17 protein-coding genes are annotated in these 19906 nt (G+C 61.6%); 9 read left to right on the forward strand and 8 right to left on the reverse strand.

Features of this window, described 5'->3' with window-relative positions; all coding sequences use genetic code 11:
- Positions 1-45 precede the first annotated feature (45 nt).
- A complete protein-coding gene (locus tag NH396_RS13555) occupies positions 46-1320 on the forward strand; it encodes an SLC13 family permease (protein WP_253064380.1) in 1275 nt (424 codons plus the stop codon).
- Positions 1321-1430: 110 nt separating this feature from the next.
- Here NH396_RS13555 and NH396_RS13560 read toward each other — a convergent pair whose 3' ends face one another.
- On the reverse strand, positions 1431-3386 hold the full coding sequence (locus NH396_RS13560; protein ID WP_253064381.1) for a TonB-dependent receptor: 1956 nt from the start codon (positions 3384-3386) through the stop codon (positions 1431-1433).
- A gap of 307 nt (positions 3387-3693) precedes the next feature.
- On the opposite strand from NH396_RS13560, the gene NH396_RS13565 reads away from it, so the two are divergent.
- Positions 3694-4128 carry a MarR family transcriptional regulator gene (locus NH396_RS13565; protein WP_253064382.1) on the forward strand — a complete coding sequence of 145 codons (435 nt, stop codon included), beginning with the start codon at positions 3694-3696 and terminating at the stop codon, positions 4126-4128.
- Between the two features lie 81 nt (positions 4129-4209).
- Positions 4210-5463 (forward strand): FAD-dependent oxidoreductase, encoded by a 1254-nt coding sequence (locus tag NH396_RS13570; RefSeq protein ID WP_253064383.1) that lies wholly within the window; start codon positions 4210-4212, stop codon positions 5461-5463.
- Between the two features lie 163 nt (positions 5464-5626).
- Here NH396_RS13570 and NH396_RS13575 read toward each other — a convergent pair whose 3' ends face one another.
- On the reverse strand, positions 5627-6163 hold the full coding sequence (locus tag NH396_RS13575; protein ID WP_253064384.1) for a hypothetical protein: 537 nt from the start codon (positions 6161-6163) through the stop codon (positions 5627-5629).
- A 44-nt stretch (positions 6164-6207) separates the two neighbouring features.
- On the opposite strand from NH396_RS13575, the gene uxuA reads away from it, so the two are divergent.
- The gene (gene uxuA / locus NH396_RS13580) at positions 6208-7203 is read left to right on the forward strand and encodes a mannonate dehydratase (RefSeq protein WP_366071733.1); all 996 of its coding nucleotides are present in this window, start codon (positions 6208-6210) and stop codon (positions 7201-7203) included.
- A 150-nt stretch (positions 7204-7353) separates the two neighbouring features.
- Here the strand turns inward: uxuA and NH396_RS13585 are convergent, their stop codons facing one another.
- The 4 genes from NH396_RS13585 to NH396_RS13600 all read right to left on the reverse strand — a co-directional run bounded on the left by NH396_RS13585 (position 7354) and on the right by NH396_RS13600 (position 12376).
- On the reverse strand, positions 7354-8223 hold the full coding sequence (locus NH396_RS13585) for a DUF4437 domain-containing protein (protein ID WP_253064385.1): 870 nt from the start codon (positions 8221-8223) through the stop codon (positions 7354-7356).
- A gap of 415 nt (positions 8224-8638) precedes the next feature.
- On the reverse strand, positions 8639-9676 hold the full coding sequence (locus NH396_RS13590) for a TRAP transporter large permease (protein WP_290441783.1): 1038 nt from the start codon (positions 9674-9676) through the stop codon (positions 8639-8641).
- Between the two features lie 210 nt (positions 9677-9886).
- Positions 9887-11452, reverse strand: coding sequence for an aldehyde dehydrogenase family protein (locus NH396_RS13595; protein WP_253064389.1), 1566 nt, complete (start codon positions 11450-11452; stop codon positions 9887-9889).
- Between the two features lie 3 nt (positions 11453-11455).
- Positions 11456-12376 carry an NAD(P)-dependent oxidoreductase gene (locus NH396_RS13600; RefSeq protein ID WP_253064390.1) on the reverse strand — a complete coding sequence of 307 codons (921 nt, stop codon included), beginning with the start codon at positions 12374-12376 and terminating at the stop codon, positions 11456-11458.
- A gap of 128 nt (positions 12377-12504) precedes the next feature.
- Here NH396_RS13600 and NH396_RS13605 point away from each other — a divergent pair, with 128 nt between their 5' ends.
- Positions 12505-13425: a LysR family transcriptional regulator gene (locus tag NH396_RS13605; protein WP_253064392.1), complete on the forward strand. Its 921-nt coding sequence runs from the start codon at positions 12505-12507 to the stop codon at positions 13423-13425.
- A 6-nt stretch (positions 13426-13431) separates the two neighbouring features.
- Here NH396_RS13605 and NH396_RS13610 read toward each other — a convergent pair whose 3' ends face one another.
- A complete protein-coding gene (locus tag NH396_RS13610; RefSeq protein ID WP_253064394.1) occupies positions 13432-14355 on the reverse strand; it encodes a LysR family transcriptional regulator in 924 nt (307 codons plus the stop codon).
- Positions 14356-14530: 175 nt separating this feature from the next.
- Here NH396_RS13610 and NH396_RS13615 point away from each other — a divergent pair, with 175 nt between their 5' ends.
- The 4 genes from NH396_RS13615 to NH396_RS13630 all read left to right on the forward strand — a co-directional run bounded on the left by NH396_RS13615 (position 14531) and on the right by NH396_RS13630 (position 18789).
- Positions 14531-15172, forward strand: a complete 642-nt coding sequence (locus NH396_RS13615) for a glutathione S-transferase (RefSeq protein ID WP_253064395.1) — start codon at positions 14531-14533, stop codon at positions 15170-15172.
- A gap of 28 nt (positions 15173-15200) precedes the next feature.
- Entirely contained in the window at positions 15201-17360 is a 2160-nt protein-coding gene (locus NH396_RS13620) for a pyridoxamine 5'-phosphate oxidase family protein (protein WP_253064396.1), read from the forward strand.
- Positions 17361-17583: 223 nt separating this feature from the next.
- Positions 17584-18123 (forward strand): DUF2628 domain-containing protein, encoded by a 540-nt coding sequence (locus tag NH396_RS13625; RefSeq protein WP_253064397.1) that lies wholly within the window; start codon positions 17584-17586, stop codon positions 18121-18123.
- A gap of 27 nt (positions 18124-18150) precedes the next feature.
- Entirely contained in the window at positions 18151-18789 is a 639-nt protein-coding gene (locus tag NH396_RS13630) for a cold shock and DUF1294 domain-containing protein (protein ID WP_253064398.1), read from the forward strand.
- Between the two features lie 94 nt (positions 18790-18883).
- On the opposite strand, the gene NH396_RS13635 is transcribed toward NH396_RS13630, so the two are convergent.
- Positions 18884-19825 (reverse strand): 2OG-Fe(II) oxygenase, encoded by a 942-nt coding sequence (locus NH396_RS13635; RefSeq protein WP_253064399.1) that lies wholly within the window; start codon positions 19823-19825, stop codon positions 18884-18886.
- Positions 19826-19906 lie beyond the last annotated feature (81 nt).

Genomic DNA, 19906 nt, shown 5'->3' on the forward strand with positions numbered 1-19906 from the left:
TGCCTGCCCCCTGCGCGTGAAGGTTCCAACCACAAGGATAATAAAATGGACGCGCAACTTCTGACGCTGGCCATTCTCATGGTCGCGATCGTACTGTTCGTCTCGGAAAAGATTCCACTTGCCCTGACTGCCATGCTGGTACTGATCAGTCTCGTGCTGGGCGACATCCTCACGCCAGAGGAAGCCTTTTCCGGGTTCATCAACAAGAACGTGATTCTCTTCTGCGCGATGTTCGTCGTCGGCGGTGCCTTGTTCGAAACCGGCATGGCCAATCGTATCGGTGGCATCGTGACGCATTTCGCCAAGACAGAGCGACAGCTGCTGCTGGCCATCATGCTGGTGACAGCGATTCTGTCCGGCTTTCTGTCCAATACCGGCACGGCTGCCGTCTTGATTCCTGCGGTGGTCGGCATCGCCAGTCGCTCCGGGATTCGCCGCTCCAAGCTTCTGATGCCGCTCGCCTTCGCTTCCGCAATGGGCGGCAATCTGTCCTTGATCGGGGCACCGGGCAACCTGATCGTCGACAGCACCTTGAGCAAGATGACCGATGGTGCTCAGTCCTTCGGTTTCTTCTCCTTTGCGATGATCGGCATTCCGATGATGATCTTCGGCCTGCTGTACTTCCTGACCATCGGCTACAAGCTCCTGCCGGATCGTCCCGGCGGCGATGGGGTCGAGATGTATGACGAGCAACCGACCATGGCCCCGCTCTGGAAGCAGTACCTGGCGTTGGGTGTGCTGGTGCTCACCATCCTGGCAATGGTCTTTGATGACGTGATCGGTTTCCCCATGCATGTCATCGGTGTCACGGGGGCGCTGCTGCTGGTCTTGACGGGGGTCATGAAGGAGCGACGTGCGCTGGATGCCATCGACTCCCGCGTCATCTTCCTCTTCGCAGGCATGCTGCCCATGGCCATCGCCATGCAGAAGACGGGGTTGGGCACGATGATGGCAGAGCACGTGGTCGCCTATCTGGGCGAAGCCCCATCACCGCGCGTGTTGCTCAGTGTGCTGTTCGTGATATCCGCGGGGCTCTCGCAGTTCATGTCCAATACGGCCACGACAGCCCTGCTAGCCCCTATCGGCGGTGCGATCTCGGTCGGATTGGGCGCTGACCCCAGTGCGGTATTGATGGCGATCTGCATCGGCGGCTCCTGCGCTTTTGCAACGCCGCTGGGTATGCCGGCCAACACCATGGTGTTGGGGATCGGGGGGTATCGCTTCAATGACTACGTCAAGGCGGGTCTGCCCCTGGTGATCGTGGGGTATCTGGTCAGCGTCGTGTTGCTGCCCATCATCTGGCCTTTCTATCCTGCTTGACCTGTGCGCAACACTGGCTTGCCTGCCATACAATGCCATGAAAAATGCCCCACAGGCCTGGCCTGTGGGGCAAGTCGTCAGTCAACGCCGTGCGAGCATCAGTGACTGGATCAGAAGCTGTAGCTGGCACCGAGGCGGATGTCGCGGCCCGGCTCCAGCATGCTGTCACCGCTGCTGAGCAGGAAGCTGCTGTGATCGCTGTAGCGCTTGTCGAATACGTTGTTGACCGCCAGTGTCAGCGTCAGGTCCTGATAGGAGGCGGGTGTCCACTGGGCGCGGATGTCGTGCGTCACGTAGCCCGGTTTCTCCTCGTCGCCTTCAGCCACACGCTCCAGACGTTCTACCGCGTTCAGGGTATAGCCCAGGGTGACGTTGTGGTTCGGCAGGCGATACTGGTGATCCCAGGTCCACTTGTCGCCGGTGGAAGCACCGATGTTCATCTCGTCGCCCAGCGGGTTGCCTTCATTGTTCTTCATCACGACCTTGGCGTAGCCCAGGCGAGTGTCGTAGCCGCCCACGCCCCAGTTCAGGCTGGCTTCATAGCCACGGCTCTCGACTTCGCCATCCAGGTTGTAGAGCAGCGCCGGATCACTGCGGCGATCATAGGCCTGATAGTTCTCGATATCGGTATGGAAGCCGGTCAGCGCGAAGCCGAGACGATCTCCCTCCATCAAGGCATCTTTCTGATGCCAATCCAGACCGATTTCGCGCTGCCGCGCCTTCTCCGGCTCAAGCCCCTGTGCGATGGCGACTTCATCGCCGATCAGGATCACTTCCCGCGCCTTGGCGCCACGAATGGCCTCGCCGTAGCCCGCATGCAGGGTGAGGTTGTCAGTCGCATCGACACTCAGAATCGCGTTGGGAGAGACCTCGCTGCCACTGACGCTGCCGGCCTCGCCGTAATCACTGTCGTAATCATCCAAGCGTGCACCGACGGACAGGGCCCACGGACCCAGTGTCATATGGTTCTGGGCGTAGACCCCCAGGTTGCGTGACGTGTCTTCGTTGTTGGGGCCGGAGCTGCCGGCATCATCGGAACGACGGGTGTCCTGATCGTAGAAGTCCACACCAGTGGTCAGAGCATGCGCCACATCACCCGTCTTGAGACGGAAGGTGTTACGCACATCCGCGCCGAATTCGCTGGAGCGGCTGGTGCTGCCCGCCTCGACACGATCCAGTTCCTGAGTGGTGTGGTAGAGGGTGGTCTTGGTGTCGATCAGATCATTGCCCGGGTGCCAGGCATGATTGATGGTGAAGGTCTCACGCTCCATTTCCTGATAGGTCGGCTGCTGACTGCTGAAGCTCGGCATGTGCGGACGCGTGAAATAGGTGCCGTGATCGGTGGTGCGCTCGGCACTGATGCGCAGGTCCTGATCATTGACGTCCAGCAATGACATCTTGAGCAGGTAGCCACGCTGCTGGCCTGCGGTCTGTTCCTGCTCACCGCCACCGCCAACTTCATAGTCATCGCTGTTGCGGCCGCTGACGTATCCCATCAGGCCGAGATTCTCCCCCAGACGACCATAGAACGCCGTGGTGCCGGAGGTGGCATCCGCCGCACTTTCGGTGCCGACGGAGACGCGTGCGCCAAGGTCTTGGCCGGGCTTGAGAAGGTCCTGCGCGTCCTTGGTCTCGAAGCGGAGGCTGCCGCCAAGCGCGCCGGGGCCGTCATCGGCGGTCGCGGGGCCTTTATCGACTTCCGCCTGCTTGAGCAGCGCCGGGTCGATGGTCAATCGGCCGGTATGGTGGAAGAGGTAGCCGCCCTGACGCGCGCCATCGATGGTGACGTTCAGGTTGGTGTCTTCCAGACCGCGTACATAGACCTTCTGACCAATGGCGATGCCGCCGCCGACACTGACGCCCGGTTCGGCGCGGAACAGGTCTTCCAGATCGCGTGCCTGGCGCTGATCGATCTCTTCAGCGCTGATTACGACATCCTGTTCGAGACGGTCTTCGCTGATGACGAGGGTGGACATGTCGTCGGCCGAGGCGTGGCCCGAGAGGCTCAGGGTCAATGCGCTGGCGGAGAGGACGGCTGCGGTAAGCGGATGGAGGCGGAGATGCACGTGGATTCCCTTGCATGAATAGTTATATATTGCGGCTGGCAATGCTAATCGTTCTCAATATTGAATTGCAAGATTATTGCACAGTTTTTGCCTGAAAGGTTTGCTGGAGCCGTCTCTGGGGGAAGGGGCGCGATTGAGTTGCTCGCGAAAAGCACTGCCACGTGCAGGCCGATAGGGTGGTGGGTCAAGGGAAGCTGGATAAGGGGGAAGGATAAGGGTGGTTGGACTCGGTGCACTCTTGGTCGTGCTCGGTTATCTTGGCCAGCATCTTCCTCCCTTTTGGACCACCGTCACGTGAGGCATCAGAGTGGATCAAGCAGAAGCGCTGTACGAAGCCGTCAATCAGCTCATTCGTGTCCATCAGTTTCGTGACAGGGAAAGCATCTGTCCCCACAACGTCTCCGTCGCTCAATGCTATGCGCTGGAGACGCTGGTCAAGCGTGGTTCGCTGAGGCTGCAGGCGCTGGCGGACGAGATGTACCTCGACAAGAGCACGACCAGCCGGGTCGCCGACTCGCTGATCCGCAAGCATTATGTGCGCAAGATCGAAGACCCCAGCGACCGGCGTGCCGTTGAGCTCTCGCTGACCCCCGAGGGCAGGGCGCTGTACCAGCAGATTCACGCCGAGCTGGTCGCGGAAGAGGCCTCCATGATCGAAGGCCTGTCGCCGGAGGTCGTGGAGGGCGCAGTGACACTGCTCAATAAGCTGACCCTTGCCGCGCGGCAGCGCTTGGGTGACTGATTGAGCACCTGACAGTAGACATTAGCGTGGAGGGATACTAGGTTTGTTGTCACTGACAACATATTGCTGCGAGTGACTGCCATGAGTCGTGATATCACAAGCCTGCCGGTGGTCATCATCGGCGCCGGGCCGATAGGGCTGAGCGCTGCCGTCAATCTGCTGGAGGCAGGGTTGGAGCCGATTCTCTTCGAGTCAGGCGCATACGCAGGAGCCAACCTGGCAAGCTGGAGTCATGTGCGCATGTTCTCGCCCTGGTCATGGAATATCGACGCTTTAGCTGCTGAATTGTTGCAGGAACAGGGGTGGCGTGCACCGGACGTCGCTGCCTATCCCACCGGGGCCGAGTTTCTCGACCGCTATGTTGCGCCGCTCGCCGCGCACCCGTCGATCAGCTCGCGGCTGCATGTCGATAACCGCGTCACCCATGTCAGTCGTCAACAGCATGATGTACTGCGCAATGGCGGTCGCGATGAGGCGCCCTTCGTGCTGCGCGTCGAGGGCCCTGACGGCCCGCGGGACGTACTGGCCCGTGCGGTGATCGATGCTTCCGGCACTTACCAGACCCCCAACTGGATCGGCGCGCACGGCATTCCCGCCATTGGTGAGCAAGCGGCGGCCGAAGTCATCGCCTATGGCGTGCCGGACATCCGCGGCACACAAGCGACTGAGTATGCCGGCAAATCGGTACTCGTGATCGGTAGCGGCCACTCGGCGCTGAATGCGCTCCAGGACCTGATCGCGCTGGAAGACCATGAAGAGGGGATGCGAATCGTCTGGGGTGTTCGCTGCGCCAAGATCGAGGAGGTCATCCGTCCAGCGCCCAATGATGAGCTGGAGGAGCGCAAGGCGCTCGAACTGCGCATCAAGGCGCTGCTCGAGGAAGGCCGGATCGAAGTAGTGACCGGGCTTGCCGTCGAGGCGATCGAACACCAGGCAGGGCGCTGGGTCGTAAAGAGTGGCGAACACCAGCTGCCAGCGGTGGATCGCATCATCGCGGCCACCGGCTTCCGCCCGTCTCTGGGACTGTTGTCTGAGTTGCGTGTTTCGCTGGACCCCGCGACGCAGAGCCCTATCAAGCTTGCGCCGCTGATCGATCCCAACCAGCACAGCTGTGGGTCGGTGCCGCAACACGGCGCGGCCGAGCTGCTGCATGCCGAGCCAGGCTTGTTCATCCTCGGCATCAAGAGTTACGGCAGAGCGCCGACCTTCCTGATGCGCACCGGCTATCAGCAGGTTAGATCTGTGGTGGCCGCGCTGGCTGACCCCGCCTCCATTCGCCCGGCGCCTGTCTGCAATGCCCCAGCTACCCGCAACGCCTGCTCTGCACCCGCCTGATCGTCGCGCGCAGGCCTGGGAGTGTGATGTGTGAGCGTGATGTGTTGGCAGTAATGGTGATCGGCTGCTGATACCGCGATACCTGAAACGCCCCGCCCACTGATGCGGTAGTGGGTGGGGCGTTTCGTATTTCAAGATTTGTAAGCGATTATCGTGGGGTTTGTTACAGCCCGAATAGGCGGAAAGCTTTCTGGCGAAGTTGTTCGCGGTGATAATCGTTGATCAACGGGAGGTCGTAGCAGGTCACGCCTTCAATATAGACGCCCGTCACCTTCTTGTTATGGTTGTTTGCAGAGAGCGTGATGCGTTGTGCGCAATCTGGCGCCAGTCGTGGGATAAGACTGGACTCACTTACCATGTCTTCGAATCGCCCCTGAGCAAACTTGTATTGCACTCTCTGGTTACCCACGAACTGGTAGCCATCCGTGTCTGTCCATTCGAGATAACGCGCTGAGTGCCCGAGTGACCCTGCAATCACCATCATCAGAGCAGTATTGTCATCATCGGTATTCCAGGCGACAGCTTCTCTTCTGACATGTGCATTACCCTCCGTTGATGCACTGGCGAACCCTTCACGAGAATCAGAACTGTCCTGTCCTACCAGCTTGAAGCCCTCGGGTTGATTGACCCGCTCGATGGGGTAACCCGGTGAAAGAAAAGCGTGCTGTGATTTGTCATAACTGGGAGGTGTGGACTGCAAGGCTGCACAACCAGAGAGCAGGAAGAGGACGGCGAGGCTAGTCGGTGGTCGAGAGCATTCCGGTGCATGAGAGCATCAAGCAGGCCGCGCCCGGCAGTGATCGCCATATCGCCAACTATCAGCAGTCGCTGCGCCACCTGGCGGAATGCGGGATCGGCACCGTGTGCTACAACTTCATGCCAGTGGTGGACTGGACGCGCACCGACCTCGCCTGGCAGCTGCCGGAGGGCGGCACGGCGTTGCGTTTTGATCAGGATGCCTTCGCGGCCTTTGATCTCTATCTTCTGGAGCGCCCCGGCGCCGAGCACAAGTACAGCGGCGCAGAGCAGCAGGCCGCGCTCAGGCATCTGGCGTCGCTCGATGATGCCGGGCGCGAGACGTTGATCCGCACCATCATCGCGGGGCTGCCGGGGGCGGAAGAAGGCTACACGCTGGCCCAGTTCCGAGCGGCGCTGGCGGCCTATGACGGTATCGATGCCGCGCGCCTGCGCCAGCATCTGGCCACCTTCCTCAAGGCCATCGTGCCGGTGGCGGAAGAGGTCGGCATTCGTCTGGCCATTCACCCTGATGATCCGCCGCGGCCGATGTTCGGGTTGCCGCGCGTGGTCTCGAGCATGGTCGATGCTGACTGGCTGCTGGGCGTCGTGCCTAGTCCCGCCAATGGCCTGACGTTCTGCACCGGCTCCTACGGGGCCAGTCCGGAGATCGACCTGAGCATCATGGCGCGGCGCTTCGCCCCTCACATCCACTTTGCCCATCTGCGGGCCACCGGGCGTGACAGTGAAGACAAGCGCTCCTTCCATGAGGCTGAGCATCTCGAGGGCGACCTGGACATGATAGACATCATCAGCGTGCTGGTCGCGGAGGAGCGCCGTCGCCTGGTATCGGGCGGCGCGCCCTTGCCGATGCGACCGGATCACGGCCACCACATTCTGGATGATGCCCGGCGCGAGACCCGCCCGGGGTACCCGCTGTATGGGCGCATGAAGGGGCTGGCGGAAATCCGTGGCCTCGAGATGGCGGTCCAAAGACTGGTCTGACGGCGAGTGCGCAATCCAAATACAAATGCAAACACGAACGGCCACCCGCGGTCTTGAGACCGGGGTGGCCGTTCGTGTTTGCTGCAGGTCGGAATGCCTGCTGATTCAGAACTTAGATCTCAGAGCCAAGAGCTCAGACGAACGCAGGTTTCAGTCTTCGACGATGTCGAAATCACCATTAGTGCGTACGTAGAGCAGGGTCTCGCCGTCAGCGCCGGTAGTGATGTCATGGGTGATCTCGCCCTGAGAGCCGAAGTAGCTGCCGGTCGCCAGACTCTGGCTATCGTCCTTGCCTTCGGTCTCGTGGGTCAGGTCGCCCTTGATGACCACGGCGCGGAATTCGTCGGCGTGGCTTGTGATCTCGCCGGAGAAGTCGGCCGGCAGTTTTACCAGGCGGCCACTCAGCTGGCCGATGTCCGGGTTGCCCCAAAGGAAGGCGGTTTTTGGACCTTTTACGGCGTCATCGCTGCCCGGCAGATTGATCCAGCGGATGTCGCTGGCATCCAGCCACACCATGTTGTTTTCAGCAACATTCAGTGGCTCTTCGTCATTGTGGAAAGCCTCGGATTCCGGCTGAACCAGGTAGGGGCCTTCATCGATCTCGATGTAGGCCATGTTGACCTTGTCTCTGGCGGCAGTGATGTGGGATTCACCGGCCGGTTGGATCCAGAACGAACCCGGGGGCAGCCACTGCTCATCGGCGTTCTTGTCATCATTATGCACTTCGCCCTGGATGACCACACCACGGTAGGTGATGTTGTGGATGTGGGGTGGCGAAGAGAAGCCTTCATCGAACTTCACCAGAAATCCTGAGGCACCATCCTGAGTACGGTCACCCCATAGATCGCCGGCGGCGGGACTTTTGTCACCGCGCAGCGGGTTCAGGTAGCCCCAGTCGACGTCGGACTGCTGGACGACTTCACTGGTTGGTGTGAGCGTGGAGTGGTCGTCGGCGTGGGCGGTCATGCTGGCGAAGGCGGCCGATAGGCCGAGAAGAGCAAGGGAGAAGGGACGTTTCATGATGGCTACCTGCCTGTCAGAACATGGAAAGCGTGGGGAAATTGCCGACGCATCGGCAACCGGCCCAATCCAATTTGGAGATGTCTGACGTTGAAATATATCGGTCAATTGAAGAAACACTTTCAATAAAAGCACGATAATCGAGAGTTCATCTCTGGCATGTTACCGGCGACATTTTCCAAGGGATGTCACGATACACGTAGCAACTCTTGCCATGAAGCGAGGAATTTTCCGGACGGACCACGACGTTGGCGTACTTTCAGGGCGGTTTCATGCAGGCACTACATTGAGGCCGGCGAGGTGAAGTGGGCAGGGATGAGCCGCGAGGAGAAGACGGGCGTTGCGTATGGGCAAGAAAAGGGGAACTCCGGACATTCCTCAAACAGTTTTCAGAATGTCCGGATAATGCAGTGGATCAGACGAAATCAGGGGCGATCAGGCGCGGAATGGTCAGCACGAACTCCGGGAACAGGATCATCATCAGGATCACGGCCAGCATCACGTCCAGATACAGCATGGTGGTCGCCATGGCCTTGAGCAGAGGAATGCCGCCTATCTTGGCGGAAATCATCAGGCACAGGCCGTAGGGCGGCGTGATCAGGCCCAGCCCCAGCGCCATCACGCCGATGACACCGAACTGCACGGGGTGCACGCCTGCCGACATCGCCAACGGATAGAAGATGGGCGCCATGATCGCCATCGCGGGCAGGGCATCCATGAAGGTGGCGATCACCAGCAGCACGATGGTCATCACGATCAACAGCACCGTCGGGTCGGTGATGCTGACGCCCGCCATCAGCTTGGGCGGAATCTGATAGAAGCTGATCAGATAGCCGAAGATGGCCGCGCCCACCAGGCTGAACAGCGACAGCGAGCACAGCCTGACGGTGTCGGTGGAAGCATTGAGCAACTTGGTGAGATCCAGCTCGCGATAGACCACGAAGCCCAGCGCCAGCGCATAGACCACCGCGATCACCGCGGCCTCGGTGGGGGTCACGATGCCCAGGGTGATGCCACCGATGATGACGATCGGAATCCCGGCGGCCAACAGGCCATCCTTGCCGGAGCTGGCCAGCTCCTTGAGGGTGGCGCGCTTGCGCACCGGCACGTGATAGCGGCGCACGTAACGGGTATTGAGCAGCAGCTGGGCCACGCCGATCATCACGCTGGGCAGGATACCGCCCAGAAACAGGCCGGCGATCGAGGTATTGGTCAGCGCGCCCCATACGATCATGTTGATCGACGGCGGGATGATGGTGCCCATCACGGAGGAGGCCGCGGTGACCGCGACGGCGAAGCTGACTGGATAGACTTCGCGTTTCATGGCCGGAATCAGCACCGTGCCTACGCCGGCACTGTCGGCGGTGGAGGAGCCGGACACCCCGGCAAACAGCATGCTGACCAAAACGTTGACGTGTGCCAGTGCTCCTTTGACGTGACCTACCAAGCGCATACAGTCAGGGCAAAAAGATCAGTCATGGTGGGATGAAGCTATCAAACGCCAAGTACCTTCCAGTTGCGGAAGGGGAAAGAAACCTCGGTCAGGCAGTGGGCGTGACGTTATATGGCCGAAATCACCCTTCGAGCGCTACCCCATGTCGATGGCAGCGCTCGGTGGTAGCAAATCAGGACTGTGAGGTAACGACTGCTTACTGCCCAATCTTCATTCCAAGCTGGCCCCATAGCCGAAGCTGGCGGCGGGCTCGGCGGCCGTCTCGACCCACACGCTCTTCACTTCGCTGTATTCGCGCAGCGCATCCAGTCCTGAAGAGCGGCCATAGCCACTCTCGCCGTAGCCGCCGAAGGGCGAGCTGACGTGAATGGTCTTGTAGCCATTGACCCAGAAGGTGCCGGCACGCACTTGGCGTGCCACGCGATGGGCGCGGCCGACGTCGCGCGTCCAGACGGCGCCGGCCAGCCCGAAGCGACTGTCGTTGGCGATGCGGATGGCGTCGGCTTCCTCCTCGAACGGTATGGCGACCACGACCGGGCCGAAGATCTCTTCCTGTGCGCAGGCCATGGCGTTGTCGCCCAGCAGTACCGTCGGCGCGACATGATAGCCGCCGGTGTCCGGGATGGGGTCTGCTGAGCCATCCGCCAGGCGCGCGCCGTCTTCGATGGCCCCGGCAAGCATCGACGTCACATGTTGGTATTGCTTGGCGTTGTTGATCGGGCCGATCTGGGTCGCCGGGTCCTGCGGGTCACCGAGGGTGAATTGCGTGGCGGCCTCGGCCAGTGCAGTGGTGAACTTCTCGTAGATAGAGGCCTGTACCAGCAGGCGCGAACCCGACACGCAGCTTTGACCAGCGCCGGAGAAGATGGCCGCCTGGGCGCCACGCAGGGCCACCTCGAGATCGGCATCCTCGAAGACGATGTTGGCCGACTTGCCGCCCAGCTCCAGCACGCTGGGGATGCAGCGCTGTGCCGCGGCGGTGGCGATGTGGCGGCCGGTCGCGGGCGAGCCGACGAACACCACCTTGCGGATGTCGCCCTCGGCGATGAAGGCCTGGCCAATGGTATGGCCGTAGCCTGCGATGATGTTGACCAGTCCGCGTGGCACGCCGGCGCGCTCGATCAACACACCGAGGGCTAGCGAGGACAGCGCCGTCAACTCCGAAGGCTTGAGGATCACCGCATTGCCGGCGGTGATGGCCGGGGCAATCTGCCAGCCCGCGGTGAAGATGGGCGCATTCCACGGCGTGATCTGCAGCACGGTACCCAGCGGCTCATAGGTCACGTAGTTGAGGTGTGAGGTCGGGACCGGAATTACCTCGCCGTGCAGCTTGTCTGCCCAGCCCGCGTAGTACTCGAACATCTCGGCGACCTTGGCCACCTCGACACGCGCATCGCGAATCGGCTTGTTGGCGCTCAGCGCCTCGAGTTCGGCCAGCGCCTCGGCCTGTTCGCGAATCAAGGCCCCCACCTGATAGATGACGCGCCCACGTGCCTGGGCGGTCATGGCGGCCCACTGCGGTTGTGCCTGGCGCGTGGCGGCGTTGGCGAGCGTGACCTGAGACGCATCGGCATCCGGGAAGGACAGCATCAGGCTGTCATCATGCGCGTTGCGTACCTCGATGGGCTCACCCGTGCCGGTGATGAACTCGCCGCCGATCAGGCTGCTGATGACAAAGTTGTCGTCATGAGGTTGGCTGCCGTTCTGAAAATTCTGCATCAGCTCGGCGATGCGCTTAGCGATCGGGGAGGTCGGGGTCATGTTCTGGGTCAGCATGGCTTATTCTCCGTGGCCAAAGAGGGTCGGGTCAGTGCGTTGCACAATGGCGCAGAAGTCTTCGCTGTCATCCAGCGTCGCGCGGCTGTCATCCCAGAGCTGCGCCACGGTATTGGCAAGGGGGAGTTCCAGGCCTAGCTCTGCTGCCAGATCACTGGCCAGCCCGACATCCTTGCGCATCAGGCCCATGGTGAAACCGGAATCGTAGGCCTTGTTGATCACCCAGCTAGGGAACATCACCTGACTGGCGCCGCTGCGCCCGGAACCCGCATTCACGCCTTCCAGCAATTTCTCCGGCGATACGCCTGCCTTGGCGGCCATGGAGACGGCCTCCGCCGTGCTGATCAGATGACAGGCCGCGAGCATGTTGTTGGCGATCTTGGCGACGTTGCCCGCACCACAGCTGCCAACGTGTACGCGGCTGCCGCTCATGGCTTCCAGTACCGGCATGGCGCGGGCCAGCACTTCCTCCTCGGCACCGATCACCATCGACATGCTGCCGCTCGCTGCGCCCTTGGGGCCGCCGGACACCGGGGCATCGATGAAGTCGATGTCGCGACTCGCCAGCGCCGCTGCCACCTTGCGGCTGGTCTCGGGAGTCGAGGTAGTGGTGTCGATCACGATCAGACCGGGCTTGCCCAGGGCCAGCAGACTGATGGCTTCCTGTTCGGTTTCCTGTGCGCCTTTCTTGCCAATACATAGCTGCTCTACCTGCTCTGCCTTGGGCAGCGAGAGAATCAACACCTCAACCTTCGCGAGCAGCTCGGTGAGGGAATCGACCGGCGTGACGCCTGCCGCAGCGGCCTTGTCACGCGCAGCCCGAGAGAGATCGAACCCGATGACGGGGAAGTCATGGCGAGCAAGTGTGGCGGCCATGCCGCCGCCCATGTTGCCCAGGCCGAGGACACCGACGGTTGTTGTCATTGTGTGATTCCTGTCGTGGTGAAAGGGGGAGTAGCACCCAATGACCCGAGTATGGACAGCGCTTCTGTGTTCCAGCAATAATCCCGAATTCACTTTAATGTTGCTTTCAAAGCAATGCTGGGGGCGTGATGAGCCTGGTGCAGGAACGACGTATCCGTCATTTCCACGAGGCGGCCAGACTGGGTAGCGTGCGTGCGGCGGCGGATTTTCTGAATGTGGCGCCGTCTGCGGTCAGCCGACAGATCACCCAGCTGGAACATGAGCTGGGCATGCCGCTGCTGGAGCGTCACCGGCGTGGAGTGAAGCCGACGGAGGCTGGGGAGCGGGTGCTCGAATACTATCGACAGCGCCTGGCGCAGCAGGAGGTATTGCTGGAGTCATTGCAGTCATTGAAGGGACTGCAGAGCGGCTCGCTGGTGTTGGCGATCGGTGAGGGCTTCATCGAGGGGCTGGCGGGGCCATTGAGTCGTTTTTCCGCGCGCCATCCGGGCATCGAACTCAAGGTGAATCTGTGCGGAACCAATGAAGTGATCCGTCAGGTCGTCGAGGACGAGGCGCATCTCGGGCTTGTGTTTCACCCGACTCGCGATCCCAAGATCCGCACGCATGTCTCGCGGCCGCAGCCGGTGTGTGCGGTGGTCAATCCCGATCACCCTCTGGCACGTCAGACCCAGGATCCACGCGAGCCACTGACGCTGGCGGCGCTCGAAGGTCATGCCCTGGCGCTGCCGGAGGTATCGTTCGGCATCCGTCAGATTGTCGCCCAGGCGGAGCATCAGGCCGGGGTGATGCTGAGCCCGACGCTCACCTGCAACGCGCTGGCGATGCTCAAGCAGTTCGCGCTGCAGGGCGGCGTGACCCTGCTGCCGGATTTCGTGGTGGCTGAGGAGGTCGATGCTGGACGGCTGTGCCGCATTCCGTTGCAGGAAGCCCAGTTCGTCACACCCCATGTGCAGTTGATCAGCCGACTGGGAAGACAATTGAGCGGGGGCGCCAACCGCCTGTTGGGCCTGCTGCAACAGGACATGGCGGCCTTCAACCCGCCATAGGCAGGATCAGTCGGTCAATCGCGCTGACGGTGAGGGATTCAGTACGGGATTGGCGCGCAGACGCTCGGCGGCGAAATCCAGAAAGGTACGTACCTTGGCCACTGCGCCGCGTCCCTCGCTATGCAGCAGATGAATCGGCAGGGCAGGCGGTTCGAGTTCCTCCAGTACCGCCTGCAGACGACCGGCGACGAGATCCTCGCCGACCTGATAGGACAGCACGCGGGTAATGCCCCAGCCACTACGGGCCGCCTCGATGCAGGCGGCCATACTGCTCATCGTCAGCCTCGGGCTGATGCGTATCGCATGCTCTCCCTCACGACCGAAACGCCACTCCTTGCCGTTGTTAAGCGTGCTTGAAGCGATGACGCGCTGTGTGGCCAGCGCTTCCAGTGAGACAGGCGTGCCTTCGCGGGCGAAATAGGCCGGTGAGCCACACACCACGCGCCGTACGCTGCCGACTCTCAGCGCTGAAAGTCCCGAGGAGGGCAGTGAGCCGATCCGCACGGCGATATCGAAACCCTCCTCGATCATGTTGACCACGCGGTCCACCATCACCACCTCGGCGCGCATCTCGGGATAGCGCTCGAGATACTCCATCAGCAACGGCATCACGTGCAGGCGACCGAATTCGGTGGGACAGGTGATACGCAATACGCCAGTCGGGCGAGTCGCGGCGCCGCTGACGCTGTCCTCGGCCGCCTGGAGTTCCGCCAGGATTCTGCGTGCATCCTCCAGATAGCGCTGCCCGATCTCGGTCAGACGCACGCGTCGCGTGCTACGCGTGAACAGTCGCGTCCCCAGACGAGCTTCCAAGGCATTGATGCCGCGGGTCACCGAGGGGGCACTCATCCCCAGTGCGCGGCTGCCGGCCGCGAAGCCTCCCGCATCGGCCACGGCCACGAAGACCTCCAGTGTCTGCAATCTATCCATTCTTCGCGCCTCGTTGGCATCGATTACTATCATTTGATGGAATGATGAATTGTATTACCCGAGGATTCTAGCCTTGTAGTGATTGGATTACCGTGGGGAGGTCTGATAGGTCGTGGTGTTTCGACTGCATGAGACGATTCAGACCGTGTCTTTCCACTCCCCACGAAGGTGACCCATGAACTCGCTATTTCCCGCTGAAGCATCTCCCATTCGCCTGTTCCGCAATCCCAAGTCCGGCCACTGCCACCGCGTCGAGCTGCTGCTGGCACTGCTGGAGATTCCCTATGAGACGGTGGATCTCGACATGGCCAACGGCGCGCACAAGGCCCCCGAGTTTCTCAAGATCAGCCCGTTCGGGCAGGTGCCGGCCATCGAGGACAATGGGGTCTTCCTCAGCGATTCGAATGCCATCCTCGTCTATCTGACCCGGCGCTATGACGGCGAGCAGCGCTTCATGCCCACTGAGGCACTGGCCGTGGCTGAAGTGCAACGCTGGCTCTCGGTGGCGGCGGGTGAGATCGCCGCCGGCCCCTGCACCGCACGTCTGGTGACCGTGTTCGGTGCTCCCTTCGACCATGAACAGGCCATCGATCGTGCACATGCCCTGTTCGCCGTGATGGAGTCCCATCTGGATCAGCGTCATTACCTGGTGGGAGAGCGCCTCAGCCTGGCCGATATCGCGGGTTACAGCTATATAGCCCATGCCCCTGAGGGAGGTGTCGGCCTGGGAGGTTATCCCAATATCCGTGGCTGGCTTGCGCGTATCGAAGCCGAGCCGGGTTTCGTCGGCATGGCCACGAGTCCTGTACTGGCCTGAGTCTCCACATCTTCGCGAGGGATTGACCATGAGTGAGCATCGGCAGGTCTTTCATGCAGGTGAGCAGCGTGTGCAGGCACGTGCAGGGGTACCAGAGCGCTATCTCGAGCAGGTCGCGCCCTACGTCCGCGAGCGGATGCCCGAGCAGCACGTCGCCTTCTTCGAAAGCCTGCCGGTGCTGTTCATGGGGGTGCCTGACGGCGATGGCTGGCCATGGGCCGTGGTGAGCTACGCGCCGCCCGGGCAGCTGTGTGACGCCACGTCCGCTGAGCTGCAGGTAAAGGTGCGTCCCGCATTGGAGAACTTGCTGGGACTGGACTTCACCCCCGGCACCAGAATCGGCGTACTCGGGCTGGACCTTGCCAGTCGTCGACGCAATCGAATGAATGGCACCCTGCTTGCCCCGCAAGCGGTGGCGGGCAGGGTGCCGGATGGGCTGCGGATCGGGGTCGACCAGAGTTTTGGCAACTGTCCGCAATATATCCAGCAACGTGAGATCGACTGGGCGGGTGGACAGACGAAATCGCTGGCCAGTCGCGAGGTGTCACTCAATGATGAGACGACATGCCACGATGCAGCGGCGCGGGCCTTGCTGGCCCGGGCGGACACCTTCTTCATCGCCACTCGCGCAGGTGAGCTTGACGATTCTGCGCCCAACGGCGTGGATGTCTCGCATCGTGGCGGCAGACCCGGCTTTGTGCATTTGAATGCCGATGGCAGCCTGTCGTTTCCGGACTTTGCTGGCAATCGCTTCTTCAACACCTTGGGCAATATCGAGCTGGATGCGCGGGTCAGCCTGTTGATTCCTGACTTCATCACGGGCGAGGTGTTGTTGCTCAAGGGACATGCCCGGGTCGACTGGAATCCCCAGCGAGCAGCACTGGTCGAAGGGGCCGAGCGCATCGTGGATGTGGTGCCGGAGCAGATATTGCACGTCGAGCATGTCTTGCCCGCCCAGGGACGTCTGATCGAACTCTCACCGTCGCTTGAGCAGACCGGTGACTGGCCGGCCGCTGACGAGGCACCCGCCCGCCTGCGCCGACTGCGCGTCATCGAAAAGGTGCGCGAAAGCGAGTCGATCACCTCCTTCTATCTGGCACCGTTGTCGCAGGCGGGGCAGGAGTCCGCCGCGACACCGACACCGACCCCGGCCTATCAGGCCGGCCAGTTTCTGACGCTGCGTCTGGCCTCCACGCCACGCAAGCCCTTGTCCATCGGCGAGATAGCGGTGATGCGCAGTTACAGTCTCTCCCGGGCCTGGCAGGTGGGGCAGAGTGCCTACCGCATCTCGGTACGCCGCGATCCCAAGGGGCTCGCCTCACGACTGCTGCATGATGAAATCGCGGTGGGAGATGAACTGGAAACGCTATCTCCAACAGGGGATTTCATCCTGCAGGACGCGACCGCGCCTATCGTGCTGTTGTCATCCGGTGTCGGCATCACGCCGATGATCGCCATGCTGGAAGAGCTGATACACAAGGCAGAGGCGGGCGACCCTCCGCTCGGCGAGGTGCTCTTCCTGCATGCTGCGCGGGATGGGCAAGAGCTGGCATTTCTCGACACGCTCAAGCGCTGGTCGCGTGTGCATGCGTGGTTGCGGTTACATATCGCCCTGTCACGCCCGACCGAGGCGGACCTCGCGGCCGGACACCATCAAACGGTCGGCAGGCTGGAGCTGGCGAGTCTGGCGGCAAGCCTGCCAGAGCTTGCCGTGAGCCATGTCTACCTGTGTGGCTCGGAAGGCTTCATGCGTGCGCAATACGCCGCCCTGATGACACTGGGATTGCCGCGAGAGCAATTGCATCACGAATTCTTCGGCCTCGGCTCACTGGAGGAGGGCGAGGCAACTGCGGTTGCACTATCGGCAGACTTTCAGGCGAGCTTGCCGGAACATGCCCAAGTCACCTTCACGCCGCGCGGGGCACCCGGCCAGCCGCCGGCCAGCGATGCGGACATCATACGCCAGTGGACGCCCGAACAGGGCAGCCTGCTGGAGCTGGCCGAGCAGTCAGGCGTGAATGCCATGTCCAGTTGTCGTTCCGGGCGCTGTGGTAGCTGCGCTTTGCGACTCGTCGAGGGGCAGGTGCAGTATCCCGAGCCGCCCCAGGCCGCCGTGGCTTCGGGGCAGGTGCTGATGTGCTGTGCCTACCCGGCGGGAGAGGCGCCTCTGGTCATCCAGACGCTGTGAGCTGTGTCGTCAGGCGCGAATGGCCCGCTGTGAATGACTGAGCTTGAATGACTGGGTTCGATGACTCGCGCGGCTGACAAGATTGAGGAGAATCAGTGAGATAGCGCCAGCGAGGTTCATGGTCCTGACAAGTGGGCAGCGGTATAGTGGACGATGTATGTCATTTGTTCCGCGCCCCTGGCGGCTCACGGCTGGCCCGGCGCCATAGACTAGGATCTCCTCGATGGCTTCATTTCGCATTCTGACGCATCCCCAGCACGGCACGCTCGCCGTCAAGATCGGCTGGTCCTGGCCGGCGTTCTTCTTCGGCATGTTCTGGGCGCTCTACAAGCGCATGTGGTTGCTGGCGGGCAGCCTGTTCGGCTTCATCGTGCTCAGCTCGGTCTTCATTCCGGCGACCATGGAAGGGCAGCTCATCTCCAATGTGCTGTTTCTGGGCCTGAATCTGACCATCAGCCTTAAGGGCAACCAGTGGTACGCGAGCCTGCTGGAAACGCAGGGCTATCGAGAGCAGGCACAGGTCTCGGCGCGCAATCCCGATGATGCGCTGGCGGTGCATGCCAATTCGCATAAGGCCTCTGCTGACGATATCCGCCACCATGAGCAAGGCGGCGCTCACTCACAGGATCAGGATCCCTGGGGCGATCAGCGTGAGCGCAAGGATGGCAGGGGTGACAGAGATGAAAGAGATGACGACGACAACGGCGATGGTGGCTCCGGTGGCAAGGGCGGCGGCAACACCTCCGGTACCTTCATCGGCTAAGGGGCCAGACCAGGAAGAGAAGAGACGATGAACCTTCAAGGACGATTGACGCGCTGGAACGATGCCAAGGGCTTTGGCTTCATTACCCCGGCGTCGGGTGGCAAGGATGTCTTTGCCCACATCAGTGCATATAAGGGGCGTGGGCGACCCAAGGCCAGCGCGCAGGTGCATTATCAGTTGGGCATGGATGACAACAATCGTCCACGTGCCATTTGCTTTCGCACCCATGGGGCCGGAGCTTCCAGCACTTCAACCGGGGTGGGGCTTGCATGGTTGGTGGCGTTGGCCGTTGCGGTGGTGCTCGGTGCAGGATGGTGGCAGGAGCGTCTGCCATGGATATTGCCTGCAGCGTATCTGGGCATGAGCCTGGTGGCGTACATGGCGTATCGGGTAGATAAATTGGCCGCTGCTGAGAGTGAACAGAGAGTCCGCGAGGATACCTTGCACTTCATGGAGCTTGCGTGTGGATGGCCGGGCGCGTTGATCGCCCAGCAGAGTCTGCGCCACAAGACGCGCAAGACAAGCTACCAGTTCGTGTTCTGGTGTGTGGTATCGCTCAATATCGCGGCCGTGAGCTGGCTGGTGCTCTCGCCGGATGCGGCGGGAGTCCGGGACCTGCTCGGCTTTCCCGTTATGCCAGGCGAGGCCATGATCCGATGGTCGTGAGCGGGTGATTGAGTGGCGTTTTCGATCATATGACAACGACAAAGGGGGCCTATCAAAGGCCCCCTTTGTCGTTTTTGCTCGATAGCGATAGGCATCAGAACGGAGCGTAATCATCCTGTTCAGCACTGGAGGCGACCCAGCGATCCTCGGCAGGTATCGCCCGACGCTGGGCGCCCTGCGGCGGTATCTGGCCTCGTTCACCATACAGCCACAACACGAGGTTGGAGCGCTGTCCGCTGGTGATCGGCTGCGCGGCATGCGGCACGTTACCGCGATGCAGCATGGCCGAGCCGGGCGTGAACGAGAAGCGCACCGCATCACCGCTGGCGGCATCGAGAACGTCCAGTTCAGAGCCCTCGAAGGGCTCGTCCGGCAGGTTCATGTTGATGTTGAGCGTCACGGATGAGGCATCGGTATGCGGTCGAATCGAGGCATCCGTGGTGGGCTGATAGTGGATCGAGAAGCCGAAGGTCTGGCCATCGTAGCCCATGATCTCCGGGAATAGCATGCGGGAGATCGGGCGCATGTAGGTGTCGAGCAGCTGCTGGTAGAACGCCTGGAAATTCGGTGCCGCCAGGTAGCCCTGTGAGCGTTGGTCGAGCATCGCGCCGCGACGATTGAGCACGATGCCATACGGCGGGCGTAGTGGAATGCCGGCGTCCCATGCCTGCTCCAGCAGGTTGCGCAGGTCAGCGATGCGTTCGCGATCGAAGAGCTGGAACTGATAGACGTCAGTGGCGACTTCGGTCATCAGCGCCTTGACGTCCGTCTCGCGCTCGGGATTCTCCCACGCCTGCTTGACGGCAGTGCGCAGCGCCTCGTCGATCAAGGTACTGTCGAGGATGGCGAGGTCGTCTTGCTCGACGGCTTCCCATTCACGCCAGGCGTCACTCAGCAGCTGACGGTGATTGTCCCAGAATTGCTGCACGGAGGGCGCGCGCCGCAGCATGGCTTCGCGTGAGGGCAGTTCGAGCTCGCGGGCCTGTTGCAACCGGGTTTGCTGTAGTCGGGTAGGGTGCAATACAGAGTGGGTCATGGGGTGTCTGCTCCAGAAACTTGCGGCATGAGGGCTGGCGTTTCGGTGATGTTGGGCAATTTATTACGCCGAACCCTGTTG

The sequence above is a fragment of the Cobetia sp. Dlab-2-AX genome (assembly GCF_024124625.1).
In the GTDB taxonomy this organism is placed as follows: Bacteria; Pseudomonadota; Gammaproteobacteria; order Pseudomonadales; family Halomonadaceae; genus Cobetia.

Coding starts and splice junctions, on each gene's coding strand:
- NH396_RS13635 (WP_253064399.1), bottom strand. CDS start 19,825: ATGACCCACTCTGTATTGCACCCTACCCGACTACAGCAAACCCGGTTG.
- NH396_RS13620 (WP_253064396.1), top strand. CDS start 15,201: ATGAGTGAGCATCGGCAGGTCTTTCATGCAGGTGAGCAGCGTGTGCAG.
- NH396_RS13630 (WP_253064398.1), top strand. CDS start 18,151: ATGAACCTTCAAGGACGATTGACGCGCTGGAACGATGCCAAGGGCTTT.
- NH396_RS13600 (WP_253064390.1), bottom strand. CDS start 12,376: ATGACAACAACCGTCGGTGTCCTCGGCCTGGGCAACATGGGCGGCGGC.
- NH396_RS13585 (WP_253064385.1), bottom strand. CDS start 8,223: ATGAAACGTCCCTTCTCCCTTGCTCTTCTCGGCCTATCGGCCGCCTTC.
- NH396_RS13570 (WP_253064383.1), top strand. CDS start 4,210: ATGAGTCGTGATATCACAAGCCTGCCGGTGGTCATCATCGGCGCCGGG.
- NH396_RS13615 (WP_253064395.1), top strand. CDS start 14,531: ATGAACTCGCTATTTCCCGCTGAAGCATCTCCCATTCGCCTGTTCCGC.
- NH396_RS13605 (WP_253064392.1), top strand. CDS start 12,505: ATGAGCCTGGTGCAGGAACGACGTATCCGTCATTTCCACGAGGCGGCC.
- NH396_RS13595 (WP_253064389.1), bottom strand. CDS start 11,452: ATGCTGACCCAGAACATGACCCCGACCTCCCCGATCGCTAAGCGCATC.
- NH396_RS13610 (WP_253064394.1), bottom strand. CDS start 14,355: ATGGATAGATTGCAGACACTGGAGGTCTTCGTGGCCGTGGCCGATGCG.
- NH396_RS13555 (WP_253064380.1), top strand. CDS start 46: ATGGACGCGCAACTTCTGACGCTGGCCATTCTCATGGTCGCGATCGTA.
- NH396_RS13590 (WP_290441783.1), bottom strand. CDS start 9,676: ATGCGCTTGGTAGGTCACGTCAAAGGAGCACTGGCACACGTCAACGTT.
- NH396_RS13625 (WP_253064397.1), top strand. CDS start 17,584: ATGGCTTCATTTCGCATTCTGACGCATCCCCAGCACGGCACGCTCGCC.